This is a genomic window from Arthrobacter sp. Soil_C_49, assembly GCF_057656635.1.
On the sequence record NZ_JBDGJZ010000002.1, the window covers coordinates 253,689 to 276,634 of the forward strand.

Below are 22,946 nucleotides of genomic sequence, written 5' to 3' on the forward strand. Positions count from 1 at the left end.
TAGATATTTGCGTCTTCCCTGTTTACCTTCAGCCTTCATATAGCGGTGGGCTTTCGCCTGGCAGCTGGCAATCAACGTGCCGTCAACAACGTCACAGCATAGTCAGCACCGGCCCCGGGTCATATAGCGGAACCGGATGGTAGCACTGCGGAGTCATTCCGCAGGGTGCATGCGGGGGAGATCTGAAAACGCCTGAAGGTCTGTGGAAGGATCCCTCTTGGTCGCCTCGAGCACCTCTAATAACGAAACCGCTAACACCGCCGACAGCACTGATGGTGCCACTCGCCGGCTTTCATTCGCAAAGATTCACGAACCTCTTGACGTTCCGAATCTGCTTGCCCTCCAGACCGACAGCTTCGACTGGCTGGTTGGAAACGAGCGCTGGCAGGCCCGCGTAGCGAAAGCCGTTGAAGAAAACGATCTTAGCGTCGCCACCACGTCCGGCCTCTCGGACATCTTCGAAGAGATCTCCCCGATCGAGGACTTCCAGGGCACCATGTCCCTGAGCTTCTCTGATCCGGAGTTCGCTGACCCCAAGTACACCATGGCCGAGTGCAAGGACCGGGACGCTACGTACTCGGCTCCGCTGTACGTCAAGGCCGAGTTCATGAACAACAACACGGGCGAAATCAAGCAGCAGACCGTGTTCATGGGCGACTTCCCGCTGATGACCGAGAAGGGCACCTTCGTGGTCAACGGCACCGAGCGTGTCGTCGTCTCCCAGCTGGTCCGTTCCCCGGGCGCCTACTTCGAGCGTGCCGCTGACAAGACCAGCGACAAGGACATCTTCACCGCGAAGATCATCCCGTCCCGCGGCGCCTGGTTCGAGCTCGAGATCGACAAGCGCGACCAGGTGGGCGTCCGCCTTGACCGCAAGCGCAAGCAGTCCGTCACCGTGCTGCTGAAGGCCCTCGGCTGGACCGAAGGCCAGATCCTCGAAGAGTTCGGCCAGTACGACTCCATGCGGGCAACCCTGGAGAAGGACGCCACCGAGACCCGCGAAGACGCGTTGCTGGACATCTACCGGAAGCTGCGCCCGGGCGAGCCGCCCACCGTCGAGGCTGCCCAGTCGCTGCTGGACAACCTGTACTTCAACTCCAAGCGCTACGATCTGGCCAAGGTTGGCCGCTACAAGATCAACCGCAAGCTTGGCATCGACCGCTCCCTTGGCGACAAGGAAGCTTCGGTCCTGCACGTTGAAGACATCGTTGCGATGATCAAGTTCCTCGTTGCGCTGCACGCTGGCGAGAAGACCATCAAGGGCACCCGCGATGGCCAGGAAGTGGACCTGCGCGTCGAAATCGACGACATCGACCACTTCGGCAACCGCCGCATCCGCGCCGTCGGCGAGCTCATCGAGAACCAGGTCCGCACCGGCCTGTCCCGTATGGAGCGCGTTGTCCGCGAGCGTATGACCACCCAGGACGTCGAGGCCATCACGCCGCAGACCCTGATCAACATCCGCCCCGTAGTGGCAGCCATCAAGGAGTTCTTCGGAACTTCCCAGCTGTCGCAGTTCATGGACCAGAACAACCCGCTCTCGGGCCTGACCCACAAGCGCCGCCTGTCGGCGCTTGGCCCCGGTGGTCTGTCCCGTGACCGCGCCGGCATGGAAGTCCGTGACGTGCACCCGTCCCACTACGGACGTATGTGCCCCATCGAAACTCCTGAAGGCCCGAACATTGGTCTGATCGGTTCGCTGGCATCCTACGGACGCATCAACCCGTTCGGCTTCATCGAGACCCCGTACCGCCTGGTCAAGAACGGCGTCGTTTCCGACGACGTCCAGTACCTGACGGCCGACGACGAGGCCGAGGTGCTGATCGCCCAGGCCAACGCGCCGCTGGACGAGAACAAGAAGTTCGCCGAGGACACCGTCCTGGTGCGTGCCCGTGGTGGTGGAGGCGAGCCGGTTCTGGTTCCCGCCGGGGACGTCGAGTTCATGGACGTTTCCCCGCGCCAGATGGTGTCCGTGGCTACCGCCCTGATCCCGTTCCTCGAGCACGATGACGCCAACCGCGCACTCATGGGTGCCAACATGCAGCGCCAGGCTGTGCCGCTGGTCCGTTCCGAGGCTCCCTTCGTGGGCACCGGCATGGAGCGCGCCGCGGCTGTCGACGCCGGTGACGTTGTCATCGCGAAGAAGGCCGGTGTGGTTACCGAGGTTTCCGCCGAGCTCGTCATCATGCTTAACGACGACGGCACGGAGACCAACTACCGCATCAACAAGTTCGCCCGCTCCAACCAGGGCAACTGCTATAACCACCGTGTCCTGGTGAACGAAGGCCAGCGCCTGGAAGTTGGCGGCATCATTGCCGACGGCCCGGCAACGGACCAGGGCGAGCTCGCCCTTGGCAAGAACCTGCTCGTGGCATTCATGTCATGGGAAGGCCACAACTTCGAGGACGCCATCATCCTCTCGCAGCGCATCGTTGCCGAGGACGTTCTTTCCTCCATTCACATCGAGGAGCACGAGATCGATGCCCGCGACACCAAGCTTGGTGCCGAGGAAATCACCCGTGACATCCCCAACGTGTCCGAGGAAGTCCTGGCAGGCCTGGACGAGCGCGGCATCATCCACATCGGTGCCGAGGTTGAAGCAGGGGACATCCTGGTCGGAAAGGTCACCCCGAAGGGTGAAACCGAACTGACCCCGGAAGAGCGCCTGCTGCGCGCCATCTTCGGTGAGAAGTCCCGCGAAGTGCGCGACACCTCGCTGAAGGTGCCCCACGGCGAGTCCGGCACGGTCATCGGCGTGCGTGTCTTCGACCGCGACAACGACGACGAGCTGCCCCCGGGCGTGAACCAGCTGGTCCGCGTCTACGTCGCTGCCAAGCGCAAGATCACCGACGGCGACAAGCTCGCCGGCCGCCACGGCAACAAGGGTGTTATCTCCAAGATCCTCCCCATTGAGGACATGCCCTTCCTTGCCGACGGCACCCCCGTTGATATCGTCCTGAATCCGCTGGGTGTCCCGGGCCGTATGAACGTGGGCCAGGTGCTCGAGACGCACCTCGGCTGGGTTGCCAAGACCGGTTGGAAGATCGAAGGCGAGCCCGAGTGGGTCAAGCAGCTGCCGAACCTGCCGCGCGAGAGTGGCCAGACCACTGTTGCCACGCCGGTGTTCGACGGTGCCCGCGAAGAGGAAATCACGGGCCTGCTGGACTCCACCAACCCGACGCGTGACGGCGAACGCCTGATCAACTCCTCCGGCAAGACCCGCCTGTTTGACGGCCGCTCCGGCGAGCCGTTCCCGGATCCGATCTCGGTCGGCTACATGTACATCCTGAAGCTCCACCACCTGGTGGACGACAAGATCCACGCGCGCTCCACCGGCCCGTACTCCATGATCACGCAGCAGCCGCTGGGTGGTAAGGCACAGTTCGGTGGCCAGCGCTTCGGTGAAATGGAAGTGTGGGCGCTCGAAGCTTACGGCGCCGCCTACACGCTCCAGGAACTCCTCACCATCAAGTCCGATGACATCCATGGCCGCGTGAAGGTCTACGAAGCCATCGTCAAGGGCGAGAACATCCCCGAGCCGGGTGTTCCCGAGTCCTTCAAGGTCTTGATCAAGGAAATGCAGTCGCTGTGCCTGAACGTGGAAGTCCTCTCCACGGACGGAACCACAATTGAAATGCGTGACTCTGATGACGCAGTCTTCACGGCTGCGGAGGAACTGGGTATCGATCTGTCCCGTGCAGAGCCCAGTTCCGTAGAAGAGGTCTAGCAGGTGCGGTACGACGGCGGGTGACCGCCCGCCGTCGTACCTTGCCTCCCTCCTCCCCGCACCCAAGACTTCAGAATTTAGAGAACAAGAGAGAACAGGGACCATATGTCCAGCGAATCCTCCTTCGGCCTCATGCAGATCGGCCTCGCCACCGCGGAAGACATCCGCGGCTGGTCTTACGGCGAGGTTAAGAAGCCGGAAACCATCAACTACCGCACGCTCAAGCCCGAGAAGGACGGCCTCTTCTGCGAGAAGATCTTTGGCCCCTCCCGGGACTGGGAATGCTACTGCGGCAAGTACAAGCGCGTGCGCTTCAAGGGCATCATCTGTGAGCGTTGTGGCGTTGAGGTCACCCGCGCAAAGGTACGCCGTGAGCGCATGGGCCACATCGAGCTCGCCGCTCCCGTCACGCACATCTGGTACTTCAAGGGTGTTCCGTCCCGTCTGGGCTACCTCCTTGACCTGGCACCGAAGGACCTCGAAAAGGTCATCTACTTCGCCGCCTACATGATCACCAGCGTTGACGAGGCCGCCCGCCACGAGGAACTGCCCAACCTGCAGGTTGAGCACGACATCGAGAAGAAGCAGCTGATCGACAACCGTGACTCCGACATCGCGGCGATCGCCCGCGACCTCGAAGGCGAGATTGCCCGCCTCGAGGGTGAAGGCGCCAAGGCTGCCGACAAGAAGAAGGCCCGCGACTCCGCCGACCGCCAGATGGCCAACGTGCGCAAGCGTGCCGACGCCGACATCGAGCGCCTCGAGCAGGTCTGGGACCGCTTCAAGAACCTGAAGGTCGCCGACCTCGAAGGTGACGAAGGCCTGTACCGCGAGCTGCGCGACCGCTACGGCATGTACTTCGAAGGCTCCATGGGTGCCGAAGCCATCAAGAAGCGTCTTGAAAGCTTCGACATGCAGGCCGAGTCCGACCTGCTGCGCGACGTCATTGCCAACGGCAAGGGCCAGCGCAAGACCCGTGCCCTCAAGCGCCTGAAGGTGGTCAACGCGTTCCTGACCACCAACAACAGCCCGCTTGGCATGGTCCTTGACGCCGTCCCGGTGATCCCGCCGGAACTGCGCCCCATGGTCCAGCTGGACGGTGGCCGCTTCGCGACCTCCGACCTCAACGACCTGTACCGCCGTGTGATCAACCGCAACAACCGACTCAAGCGACTGCTTGACCTGGGTGCTCCGGAGATCATCGTCAACAACGAGAAGCGCATGCTTCAGGAAGCTGTTGACAGCCTCTTCGACAACGGCCGCCGCGGCCGTCCGGTCACCGGACCGGGCAACCGTCCGCTGAAGTCCCTGAGCGACATGCTCAAGGGCAAGCAGGGCCGTTTCCGCCAGAACCTCCTCGGCAAGCGCGTCGACTACTCCGGCCGTTCGGTCATCGTCGTCGGCCCGCAGCTGAAGCTGCACCAGTGCGGCCTGCCCAAGCAGATGGCGCTGGAGCTCTTCAAGCCGTTCGTGATGAAGCGCCTGGTTGACCTCAACCACGCCCAGAACATCAAGTCGGCCAAGCGCATGGTGGAGCGTTACCGTCCGCAGGTCTGGGACGTGCTCGAGGAGATCATCACCGAACACCCGGTGCTGCTCAACCGTGCACCTACCCTGCACCGCCTCGGTATCCAGGCGTTCGAACCGCAGCTTGTTGAAGGCAAGGCCATCCAGCTTCACCCGCTGGTGTGTGGCGCCTTCAACGCTGACTTCGACGGCGACCAGATGGCAGTGCACCTGCCGCTGAGCCCGGAGGCCCAGGCCGAGGCCCGCATCCTGATGCTGTCCTCGAACAACATCCTGAAGCCCTCCGACGGACGCCCGGTCACCCTGCCCTCGCAGGATATGATCATCGGCCTCTACCACCTGACCACCAAGCGTGTCGGTTCGGCTGGCGAAGGCCGCGTCTTCGGCTCGGTTGCCGAGGCCATCATGGCGTTCGACGCCCGCGAGCTGCACCTGAACTCGCAGGTCAAGATCCGCCTCGAAGGTTTCGTCCCGTACGCCGGCTGGGAAGCTCCGGAAGGCTGGGAGCAGGGTCAGCCCGCGCTCGTCCAGACCTCCCTGGGCCAGGTCCTCTTCAACGAGACCCTGCCCGAGGACTACCCCTGGGTTGAGGCTGTTGCCGACAAGGGCGAACTGTCCCGCATCGTCAACGACCTCGCTGAGCGCTACCCGAAGGTTGTCACCGCAGCAACGCTGGACAACCTGAAGGATGCCGGTTTCTACTGGGCCACCCGCTCAGGCGTCACCGTCGCCATCTCCGACATCGAGGTTCCGGCCGCCAAGCCGCAGATCCTCGCCGGTTACGAGGAGCGGGCTGCCAAGATCCAGGGCCAGTACGACAAGGGCCTGATCGACGACGACGAGCGTCGCCAGGAACTGATCGAGATCTGGAACAAGGCAACCAACGAGATCGCCCAGGCGATGCGTGACAGCCTGTCGCCGATGAACACCATCAACCGCATGGTGTCCTCCGGTGCACGTGGTAACTGGATGCAGGTCCGCCAGATCGCGGGTATCCGTGGCCTGGTGGCCAACCCGAAGGGTGAAATTATCCCGCGTCCCATCAAGTCCTCCTACCGCGAGGGCCTGTCGGTGCTGGAATACTTCATCGCCACCCACGGTGCCCGTAAGGGTCTGGCTGACACCGCTCTGCGTACCGCCAACTCGGGTTACCTGACCCGTCGTCTGGTGGACGTCTCCCAGGACGTCATCGTCCGCGAAGAGGACTGCGGCACCGAGCGTGGCCTGGTCACGCCCATCGCCGTCGCCGATTCCAATGGCGAGCTGGTCCTGGACGAGAACGTCGAGAACAGTGCCTACGCACGTACGCTCGCCGTCGACGTCGTGGACTCCGAGGGCAAGGTCCTCGCAGCTGCCGGCACCGACTGCGGTGACGTGGTGATTGACGAGCTGTTCAAGGCCGGCATCACCGAGGTCAAGGTCCGTTCTGTACTCACCTGTGAGTCCAGCGTCGGCACCTGCGCCCTGTGCTACGGCCGTTCGCTGGCCACGGGCAAGACTGTGGACATCGGCGAGGCCGTGGGCATCATCGCCGCACAGTCCATCGGTGAGCCCGGCACGCAGCTGACCATGCGTACGTTCCACACCGGTGGTGCTGTTTCCGCCAGCGGCGGCGACGACATCACCCAGGGTCTGCCCCGTATCCAGGAGCTCTTCGAAGCCCGTACTCCGAAGGGTGTTGCCCCGATTGCAGAAGCAGCCGGCCGCATCACCATCGAAGAGTCCGAGCGCCAGATGCGCCTGGTCATCACTCCCGATGACGGAACCGAAGAGATCGCCTACCCGGTCCTGCGCCGTTCACGCCTGCTGATCGAGGATGGCGACCACGTCACCGTCGGCCAGAAGCTGATCAACGGACCGGTCGATCCCAAGCAGGTCCTGCGCATCATGGGTCCGCGTGCGGCACAGAAGTTCCTGGTGGACGAAGTCCAGGGCGTGTACCGCAGCCAGGGCATCGGTATCCACGACAAGCACGTCGAGGTTATCGTCCGCCAGATGCTGCGCCGCGTCACGGTCATCGAGTCCGGCGAATCGGACCTGCTGCCCGGCGAGCTCGCCGAGCGCAGCCGCTTCGAGGAGGCCAACCGCCGCGTTGTATCCGAGGGCAAGACTCCGGCTTCCGGACGTCCCGAGCTCATGGGTATCACCAAGGCGTCCCTGGCCACCGAGTCCTGGCTGTCCGCAGCTTCCTTCCAGGAGACCACCCGCGTCCTGACGCAGGCGGCCATGGAAGGCAAGAGCGATCCGCTGCTCGGCCTCAAGGAGAACGTCATCATCGGTAAGCTGATCCCGGCCGGCACGGGCCTCCCGCGCTACACCGAGGTCACCGTGGAGCCCACTGAGGAAGCGAAGGCCAACCTGTTCACCGGCCCCAGCGCGTTCAGTGACTTCTCGTACGACACCCTGGGCGGCGACGGAGCTCCTGAGTTCCACGCCATCCCGCTGGATGACTACGACCTGGGCAACGACTTCCGGTAATAGTCGACTGGAAGGCCCCGTTTCTCCCTGCTGCAGTTTGGCAGGGGGAGGCGGGGCCTTTCGTATACACCCGATTAAGGCCCGGGAGCAAGCCGTGCTAGAATTTTGGTAATTGTTCTGTGTGGCAGTGGATGAAGGCCGCCGCAGCATCATTTTGGTTTTGTTCTCATGATGTTGGGTGTGAGCTTGTTTCCGGGTTGCGGGCTAAGTGCGCAACGAATGCCACTCTTTTGCACGCCTAGGCACGATTCGAGATACCCAGGCTGCAGGGACAACGCCAAAACCGACGCAGTGACGGCTGACGCCTGAATGCTCCGGTAGAGATCAAACCAACGGAGAACACGAGAGTGCCTACGATTAACCAGCTGGTCCGCAAGGGCCGCACGCCTAAGGTCTCAAAGACCAAGGCCCCCGCGCTTAAGGGCAGCCCCATGCGCCGCGGTGTTTGCACCCGCGTTTACACCACCACACCGAAGAAGCCGAACTCGGCTCTGCGTAAGGTGGCACGCGTGCGCCTCAACGGCGGCGTCGAAGTTACCGCCTACATCCCCGGTGTGGGACACAACCTGCAGGAGCACTCCATTGTGCTCGTCCGCGGTGGTCGTGTGAAGGACCTCCCGGGTGTCCGCTACAAGATCGTCCGTGGCGCCCTCGATACCCAGGGTGTGAAGAACCGTAAGCAGGCCCGCAGCCGCTACGGCGCAAAGATGGAGAAGAAGTAATATGCCTCGCAAGGGTCCGGCCCCCAAGCGGCCGCTCGTACTAGATCCCGTTTACGGCTCCCCGCTGGTCACCCAGCTCATCAACAAGGTGCTCGTTGACGGTAAGAAGTCCACGGCAGAGCGCATCGTCTACGGTGCCCTCGAAGGCGCACGCGCCAAGTCCGGCGGCGACCCCGTAGCAGCACTCAAGAAGGCCATGGACAACGTCAAGCCTTCCCTCGAGGTCCGCTCACGCCGCGTCGGCGGCGCCACCTACCAGGTTCCGGTTGAGGTCAAGCCGGGCCGCTCCACCGCACTCGCTCTGCGCTGGCTGGTTGGCTACTCCAAGGCCCGCCGCGAAAAGACCATGACCGAGCGCCTCCAGAACGAAATCCTGGATGCCTCCAACGGTCTCGGTGCCGCTGTGAAGCGTCGCGAAGACACCCACAAGATGGCCGAGTCCAACAAGGCCTTCGCACACTACCGCTGGTAATACTCCCCGGGCGCCGCCGGCTCAACCGAGCCGGCGGCGAACGTGTAGTCCATCCCAAAAGGAGACCCCGTGGCACAGGACGTGCTTACCGACCTTAGTAAGGTCCGCAACATCGGCATCATGGCCCACATTGATGCCGGCAAGACCACCACCACCGAGCGCATCCTGTTCTACACGGGTGTGAACCACAAGATCGGCGAAACGCACGACGGCGCTTCGACCACCGACTGGATGGAACAGGAAAAGGAACGCGGCATCACCATCACGTCTGCCGCCGTGACCTGCTTCTGGGAAAACAACCAGATCAACATCATCGACACCCCCGGCCACGTGGACTTCACCGTTGAGGTTGAGCGCTCCCTGCGCGTCCTCGACGGCGCTGTTGCCGTCTTCGATGGCAAGGAAGGCGTTGAGCCGCAGTCTGAGACCGTTTGGCGCCAGGCTGACAAGTACAACGTTCCGCGCATCTGCTTCGTCAACAAGATGGACAAGCTCGGTGCCGACTTCTACTTCACCGTAGACACCATCATCAGCCGCCTCGGTGCCAAGCCGCTCGTTATGCAGCTGCCGATCGGTGCCGAGAACGACTTCATCGGCGTCGTGGACCTGCTCTACATGCGCGCACTGGTGTGGCCCGGCGATGCCAAGGGTGACGTGACCATGGGCGCCAAGTACGAGATCCGCGAGATCCCGGCTGACCTCCAGGAAAAGGCCGAAGAGTACCGCGCGAACCTCGTTGAGACGGTCGCCGAGTCCTCCGAGGAACTCATGGAGAAGTACCTTGAGGGCGAAGAGATCTCGATCGACGAGCTCAAGGCCGGCATCCGCAAGATGACGATCAACTCCGAGCTCTACCCGATCTTCTGCGGTTCCGCGTTCAAGAACCGCGGCGTGCAGCCCATGCTCGACGCCGTTGTGGACTACCTGCCGAACCCGCTCGACGTCCCCCCGATGGTCGGCCACGATCCTCGCGACGAAGAGAAGGAACTGACCCGCAAGCCTTCTTCCGAAGAGCCGTTCTCCGCACTGGCCTTCAAGATTGCTGCGCACCCGTTCTTCGGCCAGCTCACCTTCATCCGCGTGTACTCCGGTCACGTGGAAGCAGGCGCCCAGGTGGTCAACTCCACCAAGGGCAAGAAGGAGCGCATTGGCAAGCTGTTCCAGATGCACGCCAACAAGGAAATGCCCGTCGAGGGCGCTACCGCCGGCCACATCTACGCAGCCATCGGTCTGAAGGACACCACCACGGGTGACACCCTGTGCGACTCCGCCAACCAGATCGTGCTCGAGTCCATGAGCTTCCCGGAGCCCGTGATCTCGGTTGCCATCGAGCCGAACACCAAGGGTGACCAGGAGAAGCTCTCCACGGCCATCCAGAAGCTCTCCGCTGAGGACCCCACCTTCCAGGTGTCCCTCAACGAAGACACCGGCCAGACCATCATCGCCGGCATGGGCGAGCTCCACCTGGACATCCTGGTGGACCGCATGCGCCGCGAATTCAAGGTCGAAGCCAACGTGGGCAAGCCCCAGGTTGCTTACCGCGAAACCATCAAGCGCGCCGTCGAACGCCACGACTACACGCACAAGAAGCAGACCGGTGGTTCGGGTCAGTTCGCAAAGATCCAGATCGCGATCGAGCCGCTGGACACCGCCGAGGGCGAGCTGTACGAGTTCGAGAACAAGGTCACCGGTGGCCGCGTTCCGCGCGAGTACATCCCGTCGGTTGACGCCGGTATCCAGGATGCACTGAACGACGGCGTCCTAGCCGGTTACCCGGTTGTGGGCATCAAGGCAACGCTGATTGACGGCGCCTACCACGATGTCGACTCTTCGGAAATGGCGTTCAAGATCGCCGGCCGTATGGCTTTCAAGGAAGCCGCACGCAAGGCGAACCCGGTTCTGCTCGAACCGCTGATGGATGTCGAGGTCCGCACCCCTGAGGAATACATGGGTGAAGTTATCGGTGACCTCAACTCCCGCCGTGGCCAGATGCAGTCCATGGAAGATGCACAGGGCGTCAAGGTCATCCGTGCGCACGTCCCGCTGTCCGGCATGTTCGGCTACATCGGTGACCTGCGTTCGAAGACCCAGGGCCGTGCTGTGTACTCCATGACGTTCAACAGCTACGCCGAGGTCCCGAAGGCTGTTGCCGACGAGATCATCCAGAAGACCCGCGGCGAATAGTCTTTCCGACTTTCGCAGCGAACAAATTCGGGTGCGCTTGCCGGTTTCGGAAAGCACAGCCGGTGCAGGTGGCCGGAGACGGTCGGATTCATCCGGTCAAGCCGGTTTCCTGCCATCTGCACGAACAGGCTTTGGGGACTAGTATTAGTTCCTGAATCTGCAATTTCACCAATCCAAAGCCCCCCAAGTAGACTTACCTGAGTTTCTGCCGCGACAAGCGCGGTTGAAGGGTATGTCATTTGAAAACGTTCTAGGAGGAACCTGTGGCAAAGGCAAAGTTCGAGCGGACTAAGCCGCACGTTAACATCGGCACCATTGGTCACGTTGACCACGGTAAGACGACGTTGACGGCCGCCATTTCCAAGGTGCTGTACGACAAGTACCCGACTCTCAACGAGAAGCGTGACTTCGCGTCGATTGACTCTGCTCCCGAAGAGCGTCAGCGCGGCATTACCATCAACATCTCCCACGTTGAGTACCAGACCGAGAAGCGCCACTACGCACACGTAGACGCTCCGGGTCACGCTGACTACATCAAGAACATGATCACCGGTGCTGCACAGATGGACGGTGCAATCCTCGTGGTTGCCGCCACTGACGGCCCGATGGCACAGACCCGCGAGCACGTTCTGCTCGCCCGCCAGGTTGGTGTTCCCTACCTGCTGGTCGCCCTGAACAAGTCCGACATGGTTGACGATGAGGAACTGCTGGACCTCGTTGAAATGGAAGTTCGTGAGCTCCTGAGCTCGCAGGGCTTCGATGGCGACGAAGCACCGGTTGTCCGCGTTTCCGGCCTGAAGGCCCTGGAAGGCGACCCCGAGTGGGTCAAGTCCGTTGAGGACCTGATGGCTGCTGTGGACGAGTCTGTTCCGGACCCCGTACGTGACCGTGACAAGCCGTTCCTGATGCCTATCGAGGACGTCTTCACCATCACCGGCCGTGGCACCGTTGTTACGGGCCGCGCCGAGCGTGGAACCCTCGCCATCAACTCCGAGGTCGAGATCGTCGGCATCCGCCCGGTCCAGAAGACCACGGTTACCGGTATCGAGATGTTCCACAAGCAGCTCGACGAAGCATGGGCCGGCGAGAACTGTGGCCTCCTGCTCCGCGGTCTGAAGCGCGATGACGTAGAGCGTGGCCAGGTTGTCGTCAAGCCGGGTTCCATCACCCCGCACACCGACTTCGAAGCTAACGTCTACATCCTCTCCAAGGACGAAGGCGGACGTCACAACCCGTTCTACTCCAACTACCGCCCGCAGTTCTACTTCCGTACCACGGACGTAACCGGCGTTATCACCCTGCCCGAGGGCACGGAAATGGTTATGCCTGGCGACAACACTGAGATGACCGTTGCGCTCATCCAGCCCATCGCTATGGAAGAGGGCCTCGGCTTCGCAATCCGCGAAGGCGGCCGCACCGTTGGTTCAGGACGTGTTACCAAGATCATCAAGTAATTCTTGTTGAACTGAAGAACAGCCCCGCTGCATCTGCAGCGGGGCTGTTTTTGCGTTAAGCGGCCCCTGATAAGGTTGCTGGACCGAAAGGAGTTCACCATGGGATGGCTTATCTTCCTGATCATCGCGGTTGCGGTGGTGGCCGGCGTGTTCTGGGCCAAAAAGCACTTCCGCCACGAGATTGACCGCGCAAAGCGGATCAACCGGGCGAACAAGAACCAGTAGAAGGGCGCGGCGGCTATCCTTGTAGTGCCCGCCGCGCCTTGCTCAGTTCCTGGTACCAGTAGAACGACTGCTTGGGCGTCCGCTCAAGCGTCTCGAAGTCCACATGGACCAGGCCGAACCGCTGCGAGTACCCCGCAGCCCATTCGAAATTGTCCATCAGGGTCCACACGTAGTATCCCCGCAGGTCCACGCCTGACGCCGGGCCGCCGGGGGACGTTGCGTCCAGCGCGGCCCTCAGGTGCGACGAAATGTAGTTCACCCGCTCCTCATCCTGGAGGGGGCCGGACACCTGTTCAGGTTCGGGGAAGCTCGCTCCGCCTTCCGTGATGTATACCGGCGGCAGCGCCTCCCCGTACCGGTCGTGCAGTTCCTTTAGCAGGACGCCCAGGTGCTCGGGTGCCACCGGCCAGCCGAACCCTGTGCTGCTGTATTCGGGATATCCCACTTCATGGAAGGGCAGCCGGGCTACGGCCTTATGCGTGTTCGCCGGAATAGGGGTTACCCCGCGGCCGAGCGCCACCTTCACCGGGAAGTAGTAATTGAGCCCGTAGAAGTCCAGCGGCTGGTGGATGGTCCGCAGGTCGGTTTCGGAGATCCGGCCGATGGAGCGCAGCCACGGCCGGGCGTACAGCGGAAGGCTGGGGTAACGGCCCAGCAGTACGGGGTCGGCATAGATCCTGTTCATCAGCAGGTCGTACATCCGTGCCACCAACCTGTCCCCGGGCTTCCCTGAGGCGGGCCGGATCGGTGAATGCAGGTTGGTGACACCCACATCCCCCTTGACCCCGGCAGCACGGAGGGCCTGCGCCCCGAGCCCGTGGGCAAGGAGCTGGTGGTGGATGGACGGAAGGGCGTCAAACATCAGGGTGTGGCCCGGGGCATGGACTCCCAGCGCGTAGCCGTTCAACGTGACGGAGACCGGTTCATTGAGCGTGACCCACTGGGCCACGCGGTCCCCGTAGCGTTCCCCTGCGGCGGCCGCGTAGTCACCGAAGCGCTCGGCTGTTTCGCGGTTCATCCAGCCGCCGCGGTGTTCCAGGGGCAGGGGAGTGTCCCAGTGATAGAGGGTGGCCATGGGGGAGATCCCGGCCTCAAGGAGCTGGTCGATGAGCCGGTCGTAGAAATCCAGCCCTTCCGCGTTGAACCTTCCCCGGCCCTCCGGCTGGATCCTCGGCCAGGACAGGGAAAAGCGGTAGGAGTCCACGCCCAGCTCCTGCAGCAGGGCGATGTCCTCCGGCAGGCGGTTATAGTGGTCGCAGGCCACGGCGGGGGAGTGTCCGTCCATGATGGCCCCCGGCTTCTCCGCGAACGCGTCCCAGCCGGACGGTCCCCGGCCTCCTGCGGTAAGGGCTCCTTCGATCTGGAAGGCAGCCGCGGCAACCCCCAGGGTGAACGACGGCGGCATGCGGCTGGCCAGTTCGGTCACGGATTCAGTGCTCTCCAGCGTCATGCCCCTATCATCCGTTCCGGCGTAGCCGTTGGCAATGATCCCGCCCGAGGCCGCCCGGAAGGGCCCAATTCGCTTCTGGAGCCAAATTCCGGCATACTAGATGAGTTGTTCAAGCGCTTCTTCGTGTCCCGATCCGGATAATGCCGGGTGCCAGGGTCCAAGTGGAAGACCAAACATAACCCACCCCCATGGAATTGCGGATTTGTATGCGTGCCAAGCGCGACACGCCCGACCGCGGGGGTCGGTTGCGCCGGCAAGGTGAGGAACCCGGATTCATCCGGATTCAGTTTGTGCGGCGGGTGGTAGTTACGACTTCAAATGCTTCGGCAGCCATACAACACGTAAGTAAACAGAGCAGCATTTACTGAAAGAGAGTCAGGCGACATGGCGGGACAAAAAATCCGCATCCGGCTGAAGTCATACGACCACGAGGTCATTGACACTTCAGCACGGAAGATCGTTGAGACGGTCACGCGCGCAGGCGCAACGGTAGTGGGCCCCGTGCCGCTGCCGACGGAGAAGAACGTGTACTGCGTGATCCGCTCTCCGCACAAGTACAAGGACAGCCGCGAGCACTTCGAAATGCGCACGCACAAGCGTCTTATCGACATCATCGATCCCACGCCGAAGGCTGTTGACTCGCTCATGCGTCTCGACCTGCCGGCTGACGTGAACATCGAAATCAAGCTGTAGGGAGGTGCTGAGAGACTATGACCGCAACCCGTAACGTAAAGGGCCTGCTGGGCACGAAGCTCGGCATGACCCAGGTCTGGGACGAGAACAACAAGCTCATCCCCGTCACTGTGGTCCAGGCAGATTCGAACGTCATCACCCAGCTGCGCAACGCAGAAGCTGATGGCTACGTAGCCGTTCAGATCGGCTACGGCCAGATCGATCCCCGCAAGGTCACCAAGCCGCTGGCTGGTCACTTTGAAAAGGCAGGCGTCACGCCTCGCCGCCACGTCGTCGAACTCCGTACCGCAGATGCTGCTGAGTACGAGCTGGGCCAGGAGCTCTCCGTAGAGGTCTTCGAAGCCGGCCAGAAGATCGACGTCATCGGCACCACCAAGGGTAAGGGCTTCGCCGGTGTTATGAAGCGTCACGGCTTCCACGGCGTTGGAGCTTCCCACGGTGCCCACAAGAACCACCGTAAGCCCGGTTCAATCGGTGGCGCATCCACCCCGAGCCGCGTCTTCAAGGGCATGAAAATGGCCGGCCGCATGGGCGCCGTTCGTCACACCACGCTGAACCTGACGGTCCACGCGGTTGACGTCGAGAAGTCGCTGCTCCTTATCAAGGGTGCCGTTCCCGGCGCCCGCGGCCAGGTCGTCCTCGTACGCACCGCCGTGAAGGGAGCCTAGTTCAATGGCTAACACTGTCCAGGTTGACCTGCCTGCAGAAATCTTCGACGTTCAGACCAACGTGCCGCTGCTGCACCAGGTTGTCGTTGCTCAGCTTGCTGCTGCTCGCCAGGGTACCCACAAGACCAAGACCCGCGCTGAAGTTTCCGGTGCAGGACGCAAGCCGTTCAAGCAGAAGGGCACCGGCCGCGCCCGTCAGGGTTCCATCCGTGCTCCGCACATGACCGGCGGTGGCGTTGTCCACGGTCCCACCCCGCGTGACTACAGCCAGCGCACCCCCAAGAAGATGATTGCTGCTGCACTGCGCGGCGCACTGTCTGACCGGGCACGCAACGGCCGCATCCACGTTGTCGCCGAACTGGTTGATGGCGACAAGCCGTCGGCCAAGACCGCACTGGCAACGCTGCGCGGCGTGTCCGACCGCAAGAACCTGCTGGTCGTCATCGAGCGCGCCAACGATGTTGCTGCACTGTCCGTGCGCAACCTCGCCGGTGTTCACGTTCTGTACGCAGACCAGCTGAACACCTACGACGTTCTCGTGTCTGATGACGTTGTCTTCACCAAGGCTGCCTACGAAGCATTCGTTGCCGGCAAGGCAGTGGCAAAGAACGAGGAGGATGCCAAGTGAGTGCAGCCACCATCAAGGATCCCCGCGACGTCGTGCTTGCACCCGTCGTGTCGGAAAAGAGCTACGGCCTGATCGACGAGGGCAAGTACACCTTCCTGGTGGACCCCCGTTCGAACAAGACCGAGATCAAGCTGGCCGTGGAGAAGATTTTCTCCGTCAAGGTCGAATCGATCAACACCATCAACCGTGCCGGTAAGCGCAAGCGCACCAAATTCGGATGGGGTACCCGCAAGAACACCAAGCGTGCGATTGTCACCCTCAAAGAAGGCACTATCGACATCTTCGGCGGTCCGCTCGCGTAGCGGAGACCACTTTAACGAGGAAATAAATTATGGGAATCCGTAAATACAAGCCGACTACCCCGGGCCGTCGTGGCTCGAGCGTAGCGGACTTCATCGAAATTACGCGGTCGACGCCGGAAAAGTCGTTGGTACGTCCACTGCCCAAAAAGGGCGGCCGTAACAACACCGGTAAGATCACCACCCGTCACAAGGGTGGCGGACACAAGCGCCAGTACCGTCTGATCGACTTCCGTCGCCACGACAAGGACGGCGTTGACGCCCGCGTTGCTGAAATTGAGTACGATCCGAACCGTACGGCTCGCATCGCCCTCCTGCACTACGTTGATGGCACCAAGCGTTACATCATCGCCCCGAACAAGCTGTCCCAGGGTGACTTCGTAGAGGCCGGCGCCAACGCTGACATCAAGCCTGGCAACAACCTGCCCCTGCGCAACATCCCCGTGGGTACCGTTGTTCACGCGGTGGAACTGCGTCCCGGCGGCGGTGCCAAGATGGGCCGCTCCGCAGGCGCATCCATCCAGCTCGTCGCCAAGGAAGGCCGCTTCGCCCAGCTGCGTCTGCCCTCCGGTGAAATCCGCAACGTTGACGTGCGCTGCCGCGCAACCGTCGGCGAGGTCGGCAACGCCGAGCAGTCGAACATCAACTGGGGCAAGGCCGGCCGTATGCGCTGGAAGGGCGTCCGCCCGACCGTCCGTGGTGTCGCCATGAACCCGGTTGACCACCCGCACGGTGGTGGTGAGGGTAAGACGTCCGGTGGACGTAACCCCGTCAACCCGAACGGTCAGCGTGAAGGCCGCACGCGCCGCCCCAACAAAGAGAGCGACAAGCTTATTGTTCGTCGCCGTCGTACTGGCAAGAACAAGCGATAGGAGCCTGGACACATGCCACGCAGCCTGAAAAAAGGTCCTTTCGTTGACCAGCACCTCTTTGTGAAGGTAGCCAGGGAAAACGAAAAGGGCACCAAGAACGTCATCAAGACCTGGTCCCGCCGTTCGATGATCATCCCCGACATGCTCGGGCACACGATCGCCGTACACGACGGACGCAAGCACATCCCGGTGTTTGTCACTGAGTCGATGGTCGGGCACAAGCTCGGCGAATTCGCTCCCACGCGGACATTCCGCGGCCATGTCAAGGACGACCGTAAGGGCAAGCGCCGCTAGGCGCCTGCACTTACGTCAAAGACGAGAGAAGGAAAGCAATGGAAGCCAAGGCAATTGCGCGCCACATCCGCGTAACGCCTATGAAGGCCCGGCGCGTCGTCAACCTTGTTCGTGGTTTGCAAGCGAATGAGGCTCTGGCAATTCTGAAGTTTGCCCCCCAGGCAGCTTCGGAGCCGGTATTCAAGGTAGTTCAGTCGGCAATCTCCAACGCCCGGGTCCTCGCGGACCGCGACGGCGTGGCGTTTGACGAAGGCGACCTCATCATCAGCGAAGCGTTTGTTGATGAAGGCCCGACCATGAAGCGGTTCCAGCCGCGTGCCCAGGGTCGTGCATTTCAGATCAAGAAGCGCACCAGCCACATCACCGTGGTAGTCGCTACCCCGGAGAAAGAGGAGGCTCGCTAAGTGGGACAGAAAGTAAACCCGCACGGGTTCCGACTCGGCATCACCACCGATCACGTATCGCACTGGTTCGCTGACAGCACCAAGGCAGGCCAGCGGTACAAGGACTTCGTTCGCGAAGACATCCGCATCCGCCAGCTCATGTCCACGGGCATGGAGCGCGCCGGCATCGCCAAGGTCGAGATCGAGCGCACCCGTGACCGTGTCCGCGTGGACATCCACACGGCCCGCCCGGGCATCGTCATCGGCCGCCGTGGAGCAGAAGCAGACCGCATCCGCGGCGAGCTCGAAAAGCTCACCGGCAAGCAGGTCCAGCTGAACATCCTCGAGGTCAAGAACCCCGAGATGGAAGCACAGCTTGTTGCCCAGGGCGTTGCTGAGCAGCTGACTTCACGTGTGGCATTCCGCCGCGCCATGAAGAAGGCCATGCAGTCCGCGCAGCGTGCCGGTGCCAAGGGCATCCGTATCGCCTGCTCGGGTCGACTGGGTGGCGCTGAAATGTCCCGCTCGGAGTTCTACCGCGAAGGCCGTGTGCCCCTGCACACCCTCCGCGCGAACATCGACTACGGCTTCTACGAAGCCAAGACCACCTTCGGCCGCATCGGTGTGAAGGTCTGGATCTACAAGGGTGACGTCACCGCCAAGGAACTGGCCCAGCAGGCCGCTTCCGCCCCGTCCCGCGGACGCTCCGGCGACCGTCCGGGCCGTCCGGGTGGCGCTGACCGTGGTGACCGCCGCCGTCGCAACGACCGTCCGGCCGCTGAAGCAGCTCCTGCTGCAGAGGCTCCGGCAGCTGAAGCTGCTGCTCCCGCAGCAGAAGGAGGACAGGCTTAAATGCTTATCCCACGTCGAGTCAAGCACCGTAAGCAGCACCACCCGGGTCGTTCCGGCGCTGCCACGGGCGGCACTAAGGTCACTTTCGGTGAGTACGGCATCCAGGCCCTGAGCCCGGCATACGTCACCAACCGTCAGATCGAATCCGCCCGTATCGCGATGACCCGCCACATCAAGCGTGGCGGTAAGGTCTGGATCAACATTTACCCGGACCGTCCCCTCACCAAGAAGCCTGCCGAAACCCGCATGGGTTCCGGTAAGGGTTCACCGGAATGGTGGGTCGCAAACGTCAAGCCGGGCCGGGTTCTCTTCGAGATCTCCGGCGTCGAAGAATCGGTAGCACGCGAGGCACTGCGCCTGGCAATCCACAAGCTCCCGTTGAAGGCACGCATTCTGCGTCGCGAAGGTGGTGAATAGAAATGGCAGTAGGATCCAAGGATCTGGCTCCCGCACAGCTGGACGGTTTCGACAACGAGCGTCTCGTTGAAGAACTCCGCAAGGCCAAGGAAGAGCTGTTCAACCTGCGTTTCCAGTCCGCCACCGGACAGCTGGAGAACCACGGTCGGCTGCGCGCGGTAAAGAAGGACATCGCCCGCATCTACACCGTTCTCCGTGAGCGCGAGCTGGGCATTCGTGCTGAGGTTGCCGCACCTGTTGTGGAAGCCAAAGAAGAGAAGAAGTCCAAGAAGGCTGCAACCAAGAAGGCCGAGAAGGCTGAAACGGTTGAGACCGAGGAGGATGCCAAGTGAGTGAAAAGGACCAGAACGTGACGGAAACTGCTACCGCAGCCACGGCTGAGCAGCGCGGTTACCGCAAGACGCGTCGTGGCTACGTGGTCTCGGACAAGATGGAAAAGACCATCGTTGTCCAGGTTGAAGACCGCGTGAAGCACGCGCTGTACGGCAAGGTCATCCGCCGTACCTCCAAGGTCAAGGCACACGACGAAGAGAACACCGCCGGCATCGGCGACCTCGTTGTCATCGCCGAGACCCGTCCGCTGTCCGCCACCAAAAACTGGCGGCTCGTGGAAATCCTCGAGAAGGCCAAGTAGCAGCTGCTGCTTAGCCGGAAGCCCCTGCTCCTCGGAGCGGGGGCTTCCTCGTTTAAGCAGTCCCGCCGTCGTCCCCCTTCAGACGCTCTCTCACTTAATGCGTGTTTCCGGCCGACGCTCTCTCACTTCTTTTAGGAAAGTGAGAGAGCGTCTGCAGAAAGGGCACATTAAGTGAGAGAGCGTGCCATGGTGCGGGAAGTGATGGGGCGCGTTCGGTACTGGCGGACGACGGCGGGGGCGCGTCTTTCCGGGGGAGTGGCACCGAAGGTGGGCCAGGAGACTTCAGTGCAGTGACGCCGTCGTCCGTCTTGCGGGGGAGCCCCAAGCGGTGATATGGGGATGGGCAGAAAACGTGCTAGGATATTGAGTTTGTATGGCGCCTTCCGCGCGCCGTCATCAAACTCGTAAACAAGCGTGCCACGGCATAGTGCCCCCTTGCGCCCAGGACCTGTCCTGGACCGGATGGAGGCAACTGCTTCTGGCACGGGCGTTTAGGCCTGGTCTGGCAAAATCCAGGCAGGTCAAGAGACACCCCGATCAACCGTTCCGCAAGGCTCATTCCGTAGGAAGATTTTCGGTCTGAGAACCGGCGCGACGCAAGGAGTAAATAGTGATTCAGCAGGAGTCGCGACTCAAGGTCGCCGACAACACGGGTGCTAAGGAAATCCTTACCATTCGCGTTCTCGGTGGATCCGGCCGTCGCTACGCAGGCATCGGTGACGTCATTGTCGCCACCGTCAAGGACGCAATCCCGGGCGGCAACGTAAAGAAGGGCGATGTTGTCAAGGCAGTCATCGTCCGTACCAAGAAGGAACGCCGCCGTGCGGATGGTTCCTACATCAAGTTTGACGAGAACGCAGCTGTGATCCTGAAGGGCGACGGTGACCCCCGCGGTACCCGTATCTTCGGACCGGTTGGTCGTGAACTCCGTGACAAGAAGTTCATGAAGATCGTTTCTCTGGCTCCGGAGGTGCTCTAGTCCATGGCTGCAAAGATCAAGAAGGGTGACCTCGTTCAGGTCATCACTGGCGCCAAGGCTGAGCGCGGCGGCGACCGCGGCAAGCAGGGCAAGGTCCTGCGCGTGTTCACCGACACCAACCGCGTGCTGGTTGAAGGTATCAACCGCGTCACCAAGCACACCAAGGTCGGTCAGTCGCAGCGCGGCACCAAGACCGGTGGCATCGAGGTTGTTGAAGCTCCGATCCACATCTCCAACGTGGCTCTGGTAGACCCCTCCACCAAGAAGCCCACCCGCGTCGGCTTCCGCACTGAAACCGTTGAGCGCAACGGCAAGCAGCGCGAAGTGCGCATCCGCGTGGCCAAGAGCTCAGGGAAGGACATCTAATGACTGAGACTCTCGAGACTCCGGCAACGAAGATCGTTCCTCGTCTGAAGACCAAGTACGCCGAATCCATCAAGAGCACGCTCATTGAGGAATTCAAGTACGAAAACGTCAACCAGGTTCCCCGCCTGGTGAAGGTCGTTGTGAACATGGGTGTTGGAGATGCCGCCAAGGACTCCAAGCTGATCGACGGCGCTGTCCGCGACCTCACCCAGATCACCGGCCAGAAGCCGCAGGTAACCAAGGCCCGCAAGTCGATCGCACAGTTCAAGCTGCGCGAAGGCATGCCCATCGGTGCACACGCTACCCTGCGTGGCGACCGCATGTGGGAATTCCTGGACCGCCTGGTCACCCTCGCACTGCCCCGCATCAGGGACTTCCGTGGTCTCTCCGGCAAGCAGTTCGACGGTAACGGAAACTACACCTTCGGTCTGACCGAGCAGGTTATGTTCCACGAAATCGACCAGGACAAGATCGACCGCACCCGCGGTATGGATATCACGGTTGTTACCACTGCAAAGACCGATGACGAAGGCCGCGCGCTGCTCAAGGCGCTTGGTTTCCCGTTCAAGGCCGAAGACTAATCTAACTACGTAAAAGGTCCGGCGGTACGGCTTCGGCAACGAAGCGATACCGCGGAAACCGTTATGAGGAAGGGCAAGAGCCCACAATGACAATGACAGATCCTGTCGCAGACATGCTTACGCGTCTGCGCAATGCAAACTCGGCATACCACGATTCCGTGTCCATGCCGTACAGCAAGCTCAAGGCACGCGTTGCTGACATCCTCAAGGCAGAAGGCTTCATCGCCGGCTGGAAGGAAGAAGACGCTGAGGTTGGCAAGAAGCTGACCATCGAGCTCAAGTTCGGACCGAACCGCGAGCGTTCAATCGCTGGTGTTCGCCGTATTTCCAAGCCCGGTCTGCGCGTTTACGCAAAGTCCACCAACCTGCCGCACGTGCTGGGTGGCCTGGGTGTCGCAATCCTGTCCACCTCTTCCGGCCTCCTGACTGACAAGCAGGCCGGCAAGAAGGGCGTGGGCGGCGAAGTCCTCGCTTACGTCTGGTAACGGGAAAGGAAGAGAATAATGTCACGTATTGGACGTCTCCCCATCACCGTTCCTGCCGGCGTTGAGGTCAAGGTTGACGGCTCTGTCGTCAGCGTCAAGGGATCCAAGGGAGAGCTGAACCACACTGTGGCCAGCCCGATCGAGGTCACCCTGGATGCAGACACCCTGACTGTCGCCCGCCCGAACGACGAGCGCGCCTCCCGTTCACTCCACGGCCTGACCCGCACCCTGATCTCCAACATGATCGAGGGCGTTACCAAGGGCTACGAGAAGAAGCTTGAAATCGTCGGTACCGGTTACCGCGTTCAGGCCAAGGGATCTGACCTTGAGTTCGCTCTCGGTTTCAGCCACCCGGTCAATGTCTCCGCACCGGAGGGCATCACCTTTGCAGTTGAGACCCCGACCAAGCTCTCTGTTTCAGGTATCAACAAGCAGCAGGTCGGCGAGGTTGCTGCCAACATTCGCAAGCTGCGGAAGCCGGACCCCTACAAGGGCAAGGGCATCCGTTACGCCGGCGAAGTCATCCGCCGCAAGGTCGGAAAGGCTGGTAAGTAAC

Annotated in this window: 24 protein-coding genes; 23 read left to right on the plus strand and 1 reads right to left on the minus strand. The window is 61.8% G+C overall.

Features of this window, described 5'->3' with window-relative positions; all coding sequences use genetic code 11:
- The first annotated feature begins 217 nt into the window (after positions 1 to 217).
- The 7 genes from rpoB (at position 218) to AC3A4Z_RS04570 (ending at position 12,789) form a co-directional block, all read left to right on the plus strand.
- Positions 218 to 3,727, plus strand: a complete 3,510-nt coding sequence (gene rpoB / locus AC3A4Z_RS04540; RefSeq protein ID WP_498710388.1) for a DNA-directed RNA polymerase subunit beta — start codon at positions 218 to 220, stop codon at positions 3,725 to 3,727.
- A 105-nt stretch (positions 3,728 to 3,832) separates the two neighbouring features.
- On the plus strand, positions 3,833 to 7,732 hold the full coding sequence (locus AC3A4Z_RS04545; protein ID WP_050054306.1) for a DNA-directed RNA polymerase subunit beta': 3,900 nt from the start codon (positions 3,833 to 3,835) through the stop codon (positions 7,730 to 7,732).
- Between the two features lie 347 nt (positions 7,733 to 8,079).
- Entirely contained in the window at positions 8,080 to 8,454 is a 375-nt protein-coding gene (gene rpsL / locus AC3A4Z_RS04550; protein WP_009358312.1) for a 30S ribosomal protein S12, read from the plus strand.
- A gap of 1 nt (position 8,455) precedes the next feature.
- Positions 8,456 to 8,926 (plus strand): 30S ribosomal protein S7, encoded by a 471-nt coding sequence (gene rpsG, locus AC3A4Z_RS04555; protein WP_026531948.1) that lies wholly within the window; start codon positions 8,456 to 8,458, stop codon positions 8,924 to 8,926.
- A gap of 69 nt (positions 8,927 to 8,995) precedes the next feature.
- Positions 8,996 to 11,110, plus strand: a complete 2,115-nt coding sequence (gene fusA, locus AC3A4Z_RS04560) for an elongation factor G (RefSeq protein WP_091415057.1) — start codon at positions 8,996 to 8,998, stop codon at positions 11,108 to 11,110.
- A gap of 263 nt (positions 11,111 to 11,373) precedes the next feature.
- Positions 11,374 to 12,564 (plus strand): elongation factor Tu, encoded by a 1,191-nt coding sequence (gene tuf / locus AC3A4Z_RS04565; RefSeq protein WP_050054308.1) that lies wholly within the window; start codon positions 11,374 to 11,376, stop codon positions 12,562 to 12,564.
- Positions 12,565 to 12,663: 99 nt separating this feature from the next.
- On the plus strand, positions 12,664 to 12,789 hold the full coding sequence (locus tag AC3A4Z_RS04570; RefSeq protein ID WP_255470686.1) for a hypothetical protein: 126 nt from the start codon (positions 12,664 to 12,666) through the stop codon (positions 12,787 to 12,789).
- A 13-nt stretch (positions 12,790 to 12,802) separates the two neighbouring features.
- Here the strand turns inward: AC3A4Z_RS04570 and AC3A4Z_RS04575 are convergent, their stop codons facing one another.
- Complete coding sequence (locus tag AC3A4Z_RS04575; RefSeq protein ID WP_498710391.1) at positions 12,803 to 14,239, minus strand: GH1 family beta-glucosidase; 1,437 nt, start codon at positions 14,237 to 14,239, stop codon at positions 12,803 to 12,805.
- Between the two features lie 384 nt (positions 14,240 to 14,623).
- On the opposite strand from AC3A4Z_RS04575, the gene rpsJ reads away from it, so the two are divergent.
- The 16 genes from rpsJ to rplF all read left to right on the plus strand — a co-directional run bounded on the left by rpsJ (position 14,624) and on the right by rplF (position 22,945).
- A complete protein-coding gene (gene rpsJ / locus AC3A4Z_RS04580) occupies positions 14,624 to 14,932 on the plus strand; it encodes a 30S ribosomal protein S10 (protein WP_043119398.1) in 309 nt (102 codons plus the stop codon).
- A 17-nt stretch (positions 14,933 to 14,949) separates the two neighbouring features.
- On the plus strand, positions 14,950 to 15,600 hold the full coding sequence (gene rplC / locus AC3A4Z_RS04585) for a 50S ribosomal protein L3 (protein WP_013601833.1): 651 nt from the start codon (positions 14,950 to 14,952) through the stop codon (positions 15,598 to 15,600).
- Positions 15,601 to 15,604: 4 nt separating this feature from the next.
- Complete coding sequence (gene rplD / locus AC3A4Z_RS04590; RefSeq protein WP_498710392.1) at positions 15,605 to 16,228, plus strand: 50S ribosomal protein L4; 624 nt, start codon at positions 15,605 to 15,607, stop codon at positions 16,226 to 16,228.
- Positions 16,225 to 16,530: a 50S ribosomal protein L23 gene (rplW, locus tag AC3A4Z_RS04595; RefSeq protein WP_011692807.1), complete on the plus strand. Its 306-nt coding sequence runs from the start codon at positions 16,225 to 16,227 to the stop codon at positions 16,528 to 16,530. Before rplD ends, rplW begins: the two co-directional genes overlap by 4 nt.
- A 29-nt stretch (positions 16,531 to 16,559) precedes the next feature.
- On the plus strand, positions 16,560 to 17,399 hold the full coding sequence (gene rplB / locus AC3A4Z_RS04600) for a 50S ribosomal protein L2 (protein WP_493973414.1): 840 nt from the start codon (positions 16,560 to 16,562) through the stop codon (positions 17,397 to 17,399).
- A gap of 12 nt (positions 17,400 to 17,411) precedes the next feature.
- A complete protein-coding gene (gene rpsS, locus AC3A4Z_RS04605; protein WP_003803803.1) occupies positions 17,412 to 17,693 on the plus strand; it encodes a 30S ribosomal protein S19 in 282 nt (93 codons plus the stop codon).
- A 38-nt stretch (positions 17,694 to 17,731) separates the two neighbouring features.
- The gene (gene rplV / locus AC3A4Z_RS04610) at positions 17,732 to 18,097 is read left to right on the plus strand and encodes a 50S ribosomal protein L22 (RefSeq protein ID WP_009358304.1); all 366 of its coding nucleotides are present in this window, start codon (positions 17,732 to 17,734) and stop codon (positions 18,095 to 18,097) included.
- Positions 18,098 to 18,928 (plus strand): 30S ribosomal protein S3, encoded by an 831-nt coding sequence (gene rpsC / locus AC3A4Z_RS04615; protein ID WP_050054314.1) that lies wholly within the window; start codon positions 18,098 to 18,100, stop codon positions 18,926 to 18,928.
- The gene (rplP, locus tag AC3A4Z_RS04620; RefSeq protein ID WP_050054315.1) at positions 18,929 to 19,345 is read left to right on the plus strand and encodes a 50S ribosomal protein L16; all 417 of its coding nucleotides are present in this window, start codon (positions 18,929 to 18,931) and stop codon (positions 19,343 to 19,345) included.
- 2 nt (positions 19,346 to 19,347) lie between these two features.
- Entirely contained in the window at positions 19,348 to 19,677 is a 330-nt protein-coding gene (gene rpmC, locus AC3A4Z_RS04625; RefSeq protein ID WP_018760452.1) for a 50S ribosomal protein L29, read from the plus strand.
- On the plus strand, positions 19,674 to 19,979 hold the full coding sequence (gene rpsQ, locus AC3A4Z_RS04630) for a 30S ribosomal protein S17 (protein ID WP_091415064.1): 306 nt from the start codon (positions 19,674 to 19,676) through the stop codon (positions 19,977 to 19,979). The genes rpmC and rpsQ overlap by 4 nt, the downstream gene beginning before the upstream one ends.
- A 610-nt stretch (positions 19,980 to 20,589) precedes the next feature.
- The gene (gene rplN, locus AC3A4Z_RS04635; RefSeq protein ID WP_009358299.1) at positions 20,590 to 20,958 is read left to right on the plus strand and encodes a 50S ribosomal protein L14; all 369 of its coding nucleotides are present in this window, start codon (positions 20,590 to 20,592) and stop codon (positions 20,956 to 20,958) included.
- Positions 20,959 to 20,961: 3 nt separating this feature from the next.
- A complete protein-coding gene (gene rplX, locus AC3A4Z_RS04640) occupies positions 20,962 to 21,324 on the plus strand; it encodes a 50S ribosomal protein L24 (RefSeq protein WP_013601824.1) in 363 nt (120 codons plus the stop codon).
- The gene (rplE, locus tag AC3A4Z_RS04645) at positions 21,324 to 21,905 is read left to right on the plus strand and encodes a 50S ribosomal protein L5 (RefSeq protein WP_050054317.1); all 582 of its coding nucleotides are present in this window, start codon (positions 21,324 to 21,326) and stop codon (positions 21,903 to 21,905) included. The genes rplX and rplE overlap by 1 nt, the downstream gene beginning before the upstream one ends.
- An 86-nt stretch (positions 21,906 to 21,991) precedes the next feature.
- Positions 21,992 to 22,390 carry a 30S ribosomal protein S8 gene (rpsH, locus tag AC3A4Z_RS04650; protein WP_050054318.1) on the plus strand — a complete coding sequence of 133 codons (399 nt, stop codon included), beginning with the start codon at positions 21,992 to 21,994 and terminating at the stop codon, positions 22,388 to 22,390.
- Between the two features lie 18 nt (positions 22,391 to 22,408).
- Positions 22,409 to 22,945 (plus strand): 50S ribosomal protein L6, encoded by a 537-nt coding sequence (gene rplF, locus AC3A4Z_RS04655; protein WP_050054319.1) that lies wholly within the window; start codon positions 22,409 to 22,411, stop codon positions 22,943 to 22,945.
- The last annotated feature ends 1 nt before the right edge of the window (position 22,946 follow it).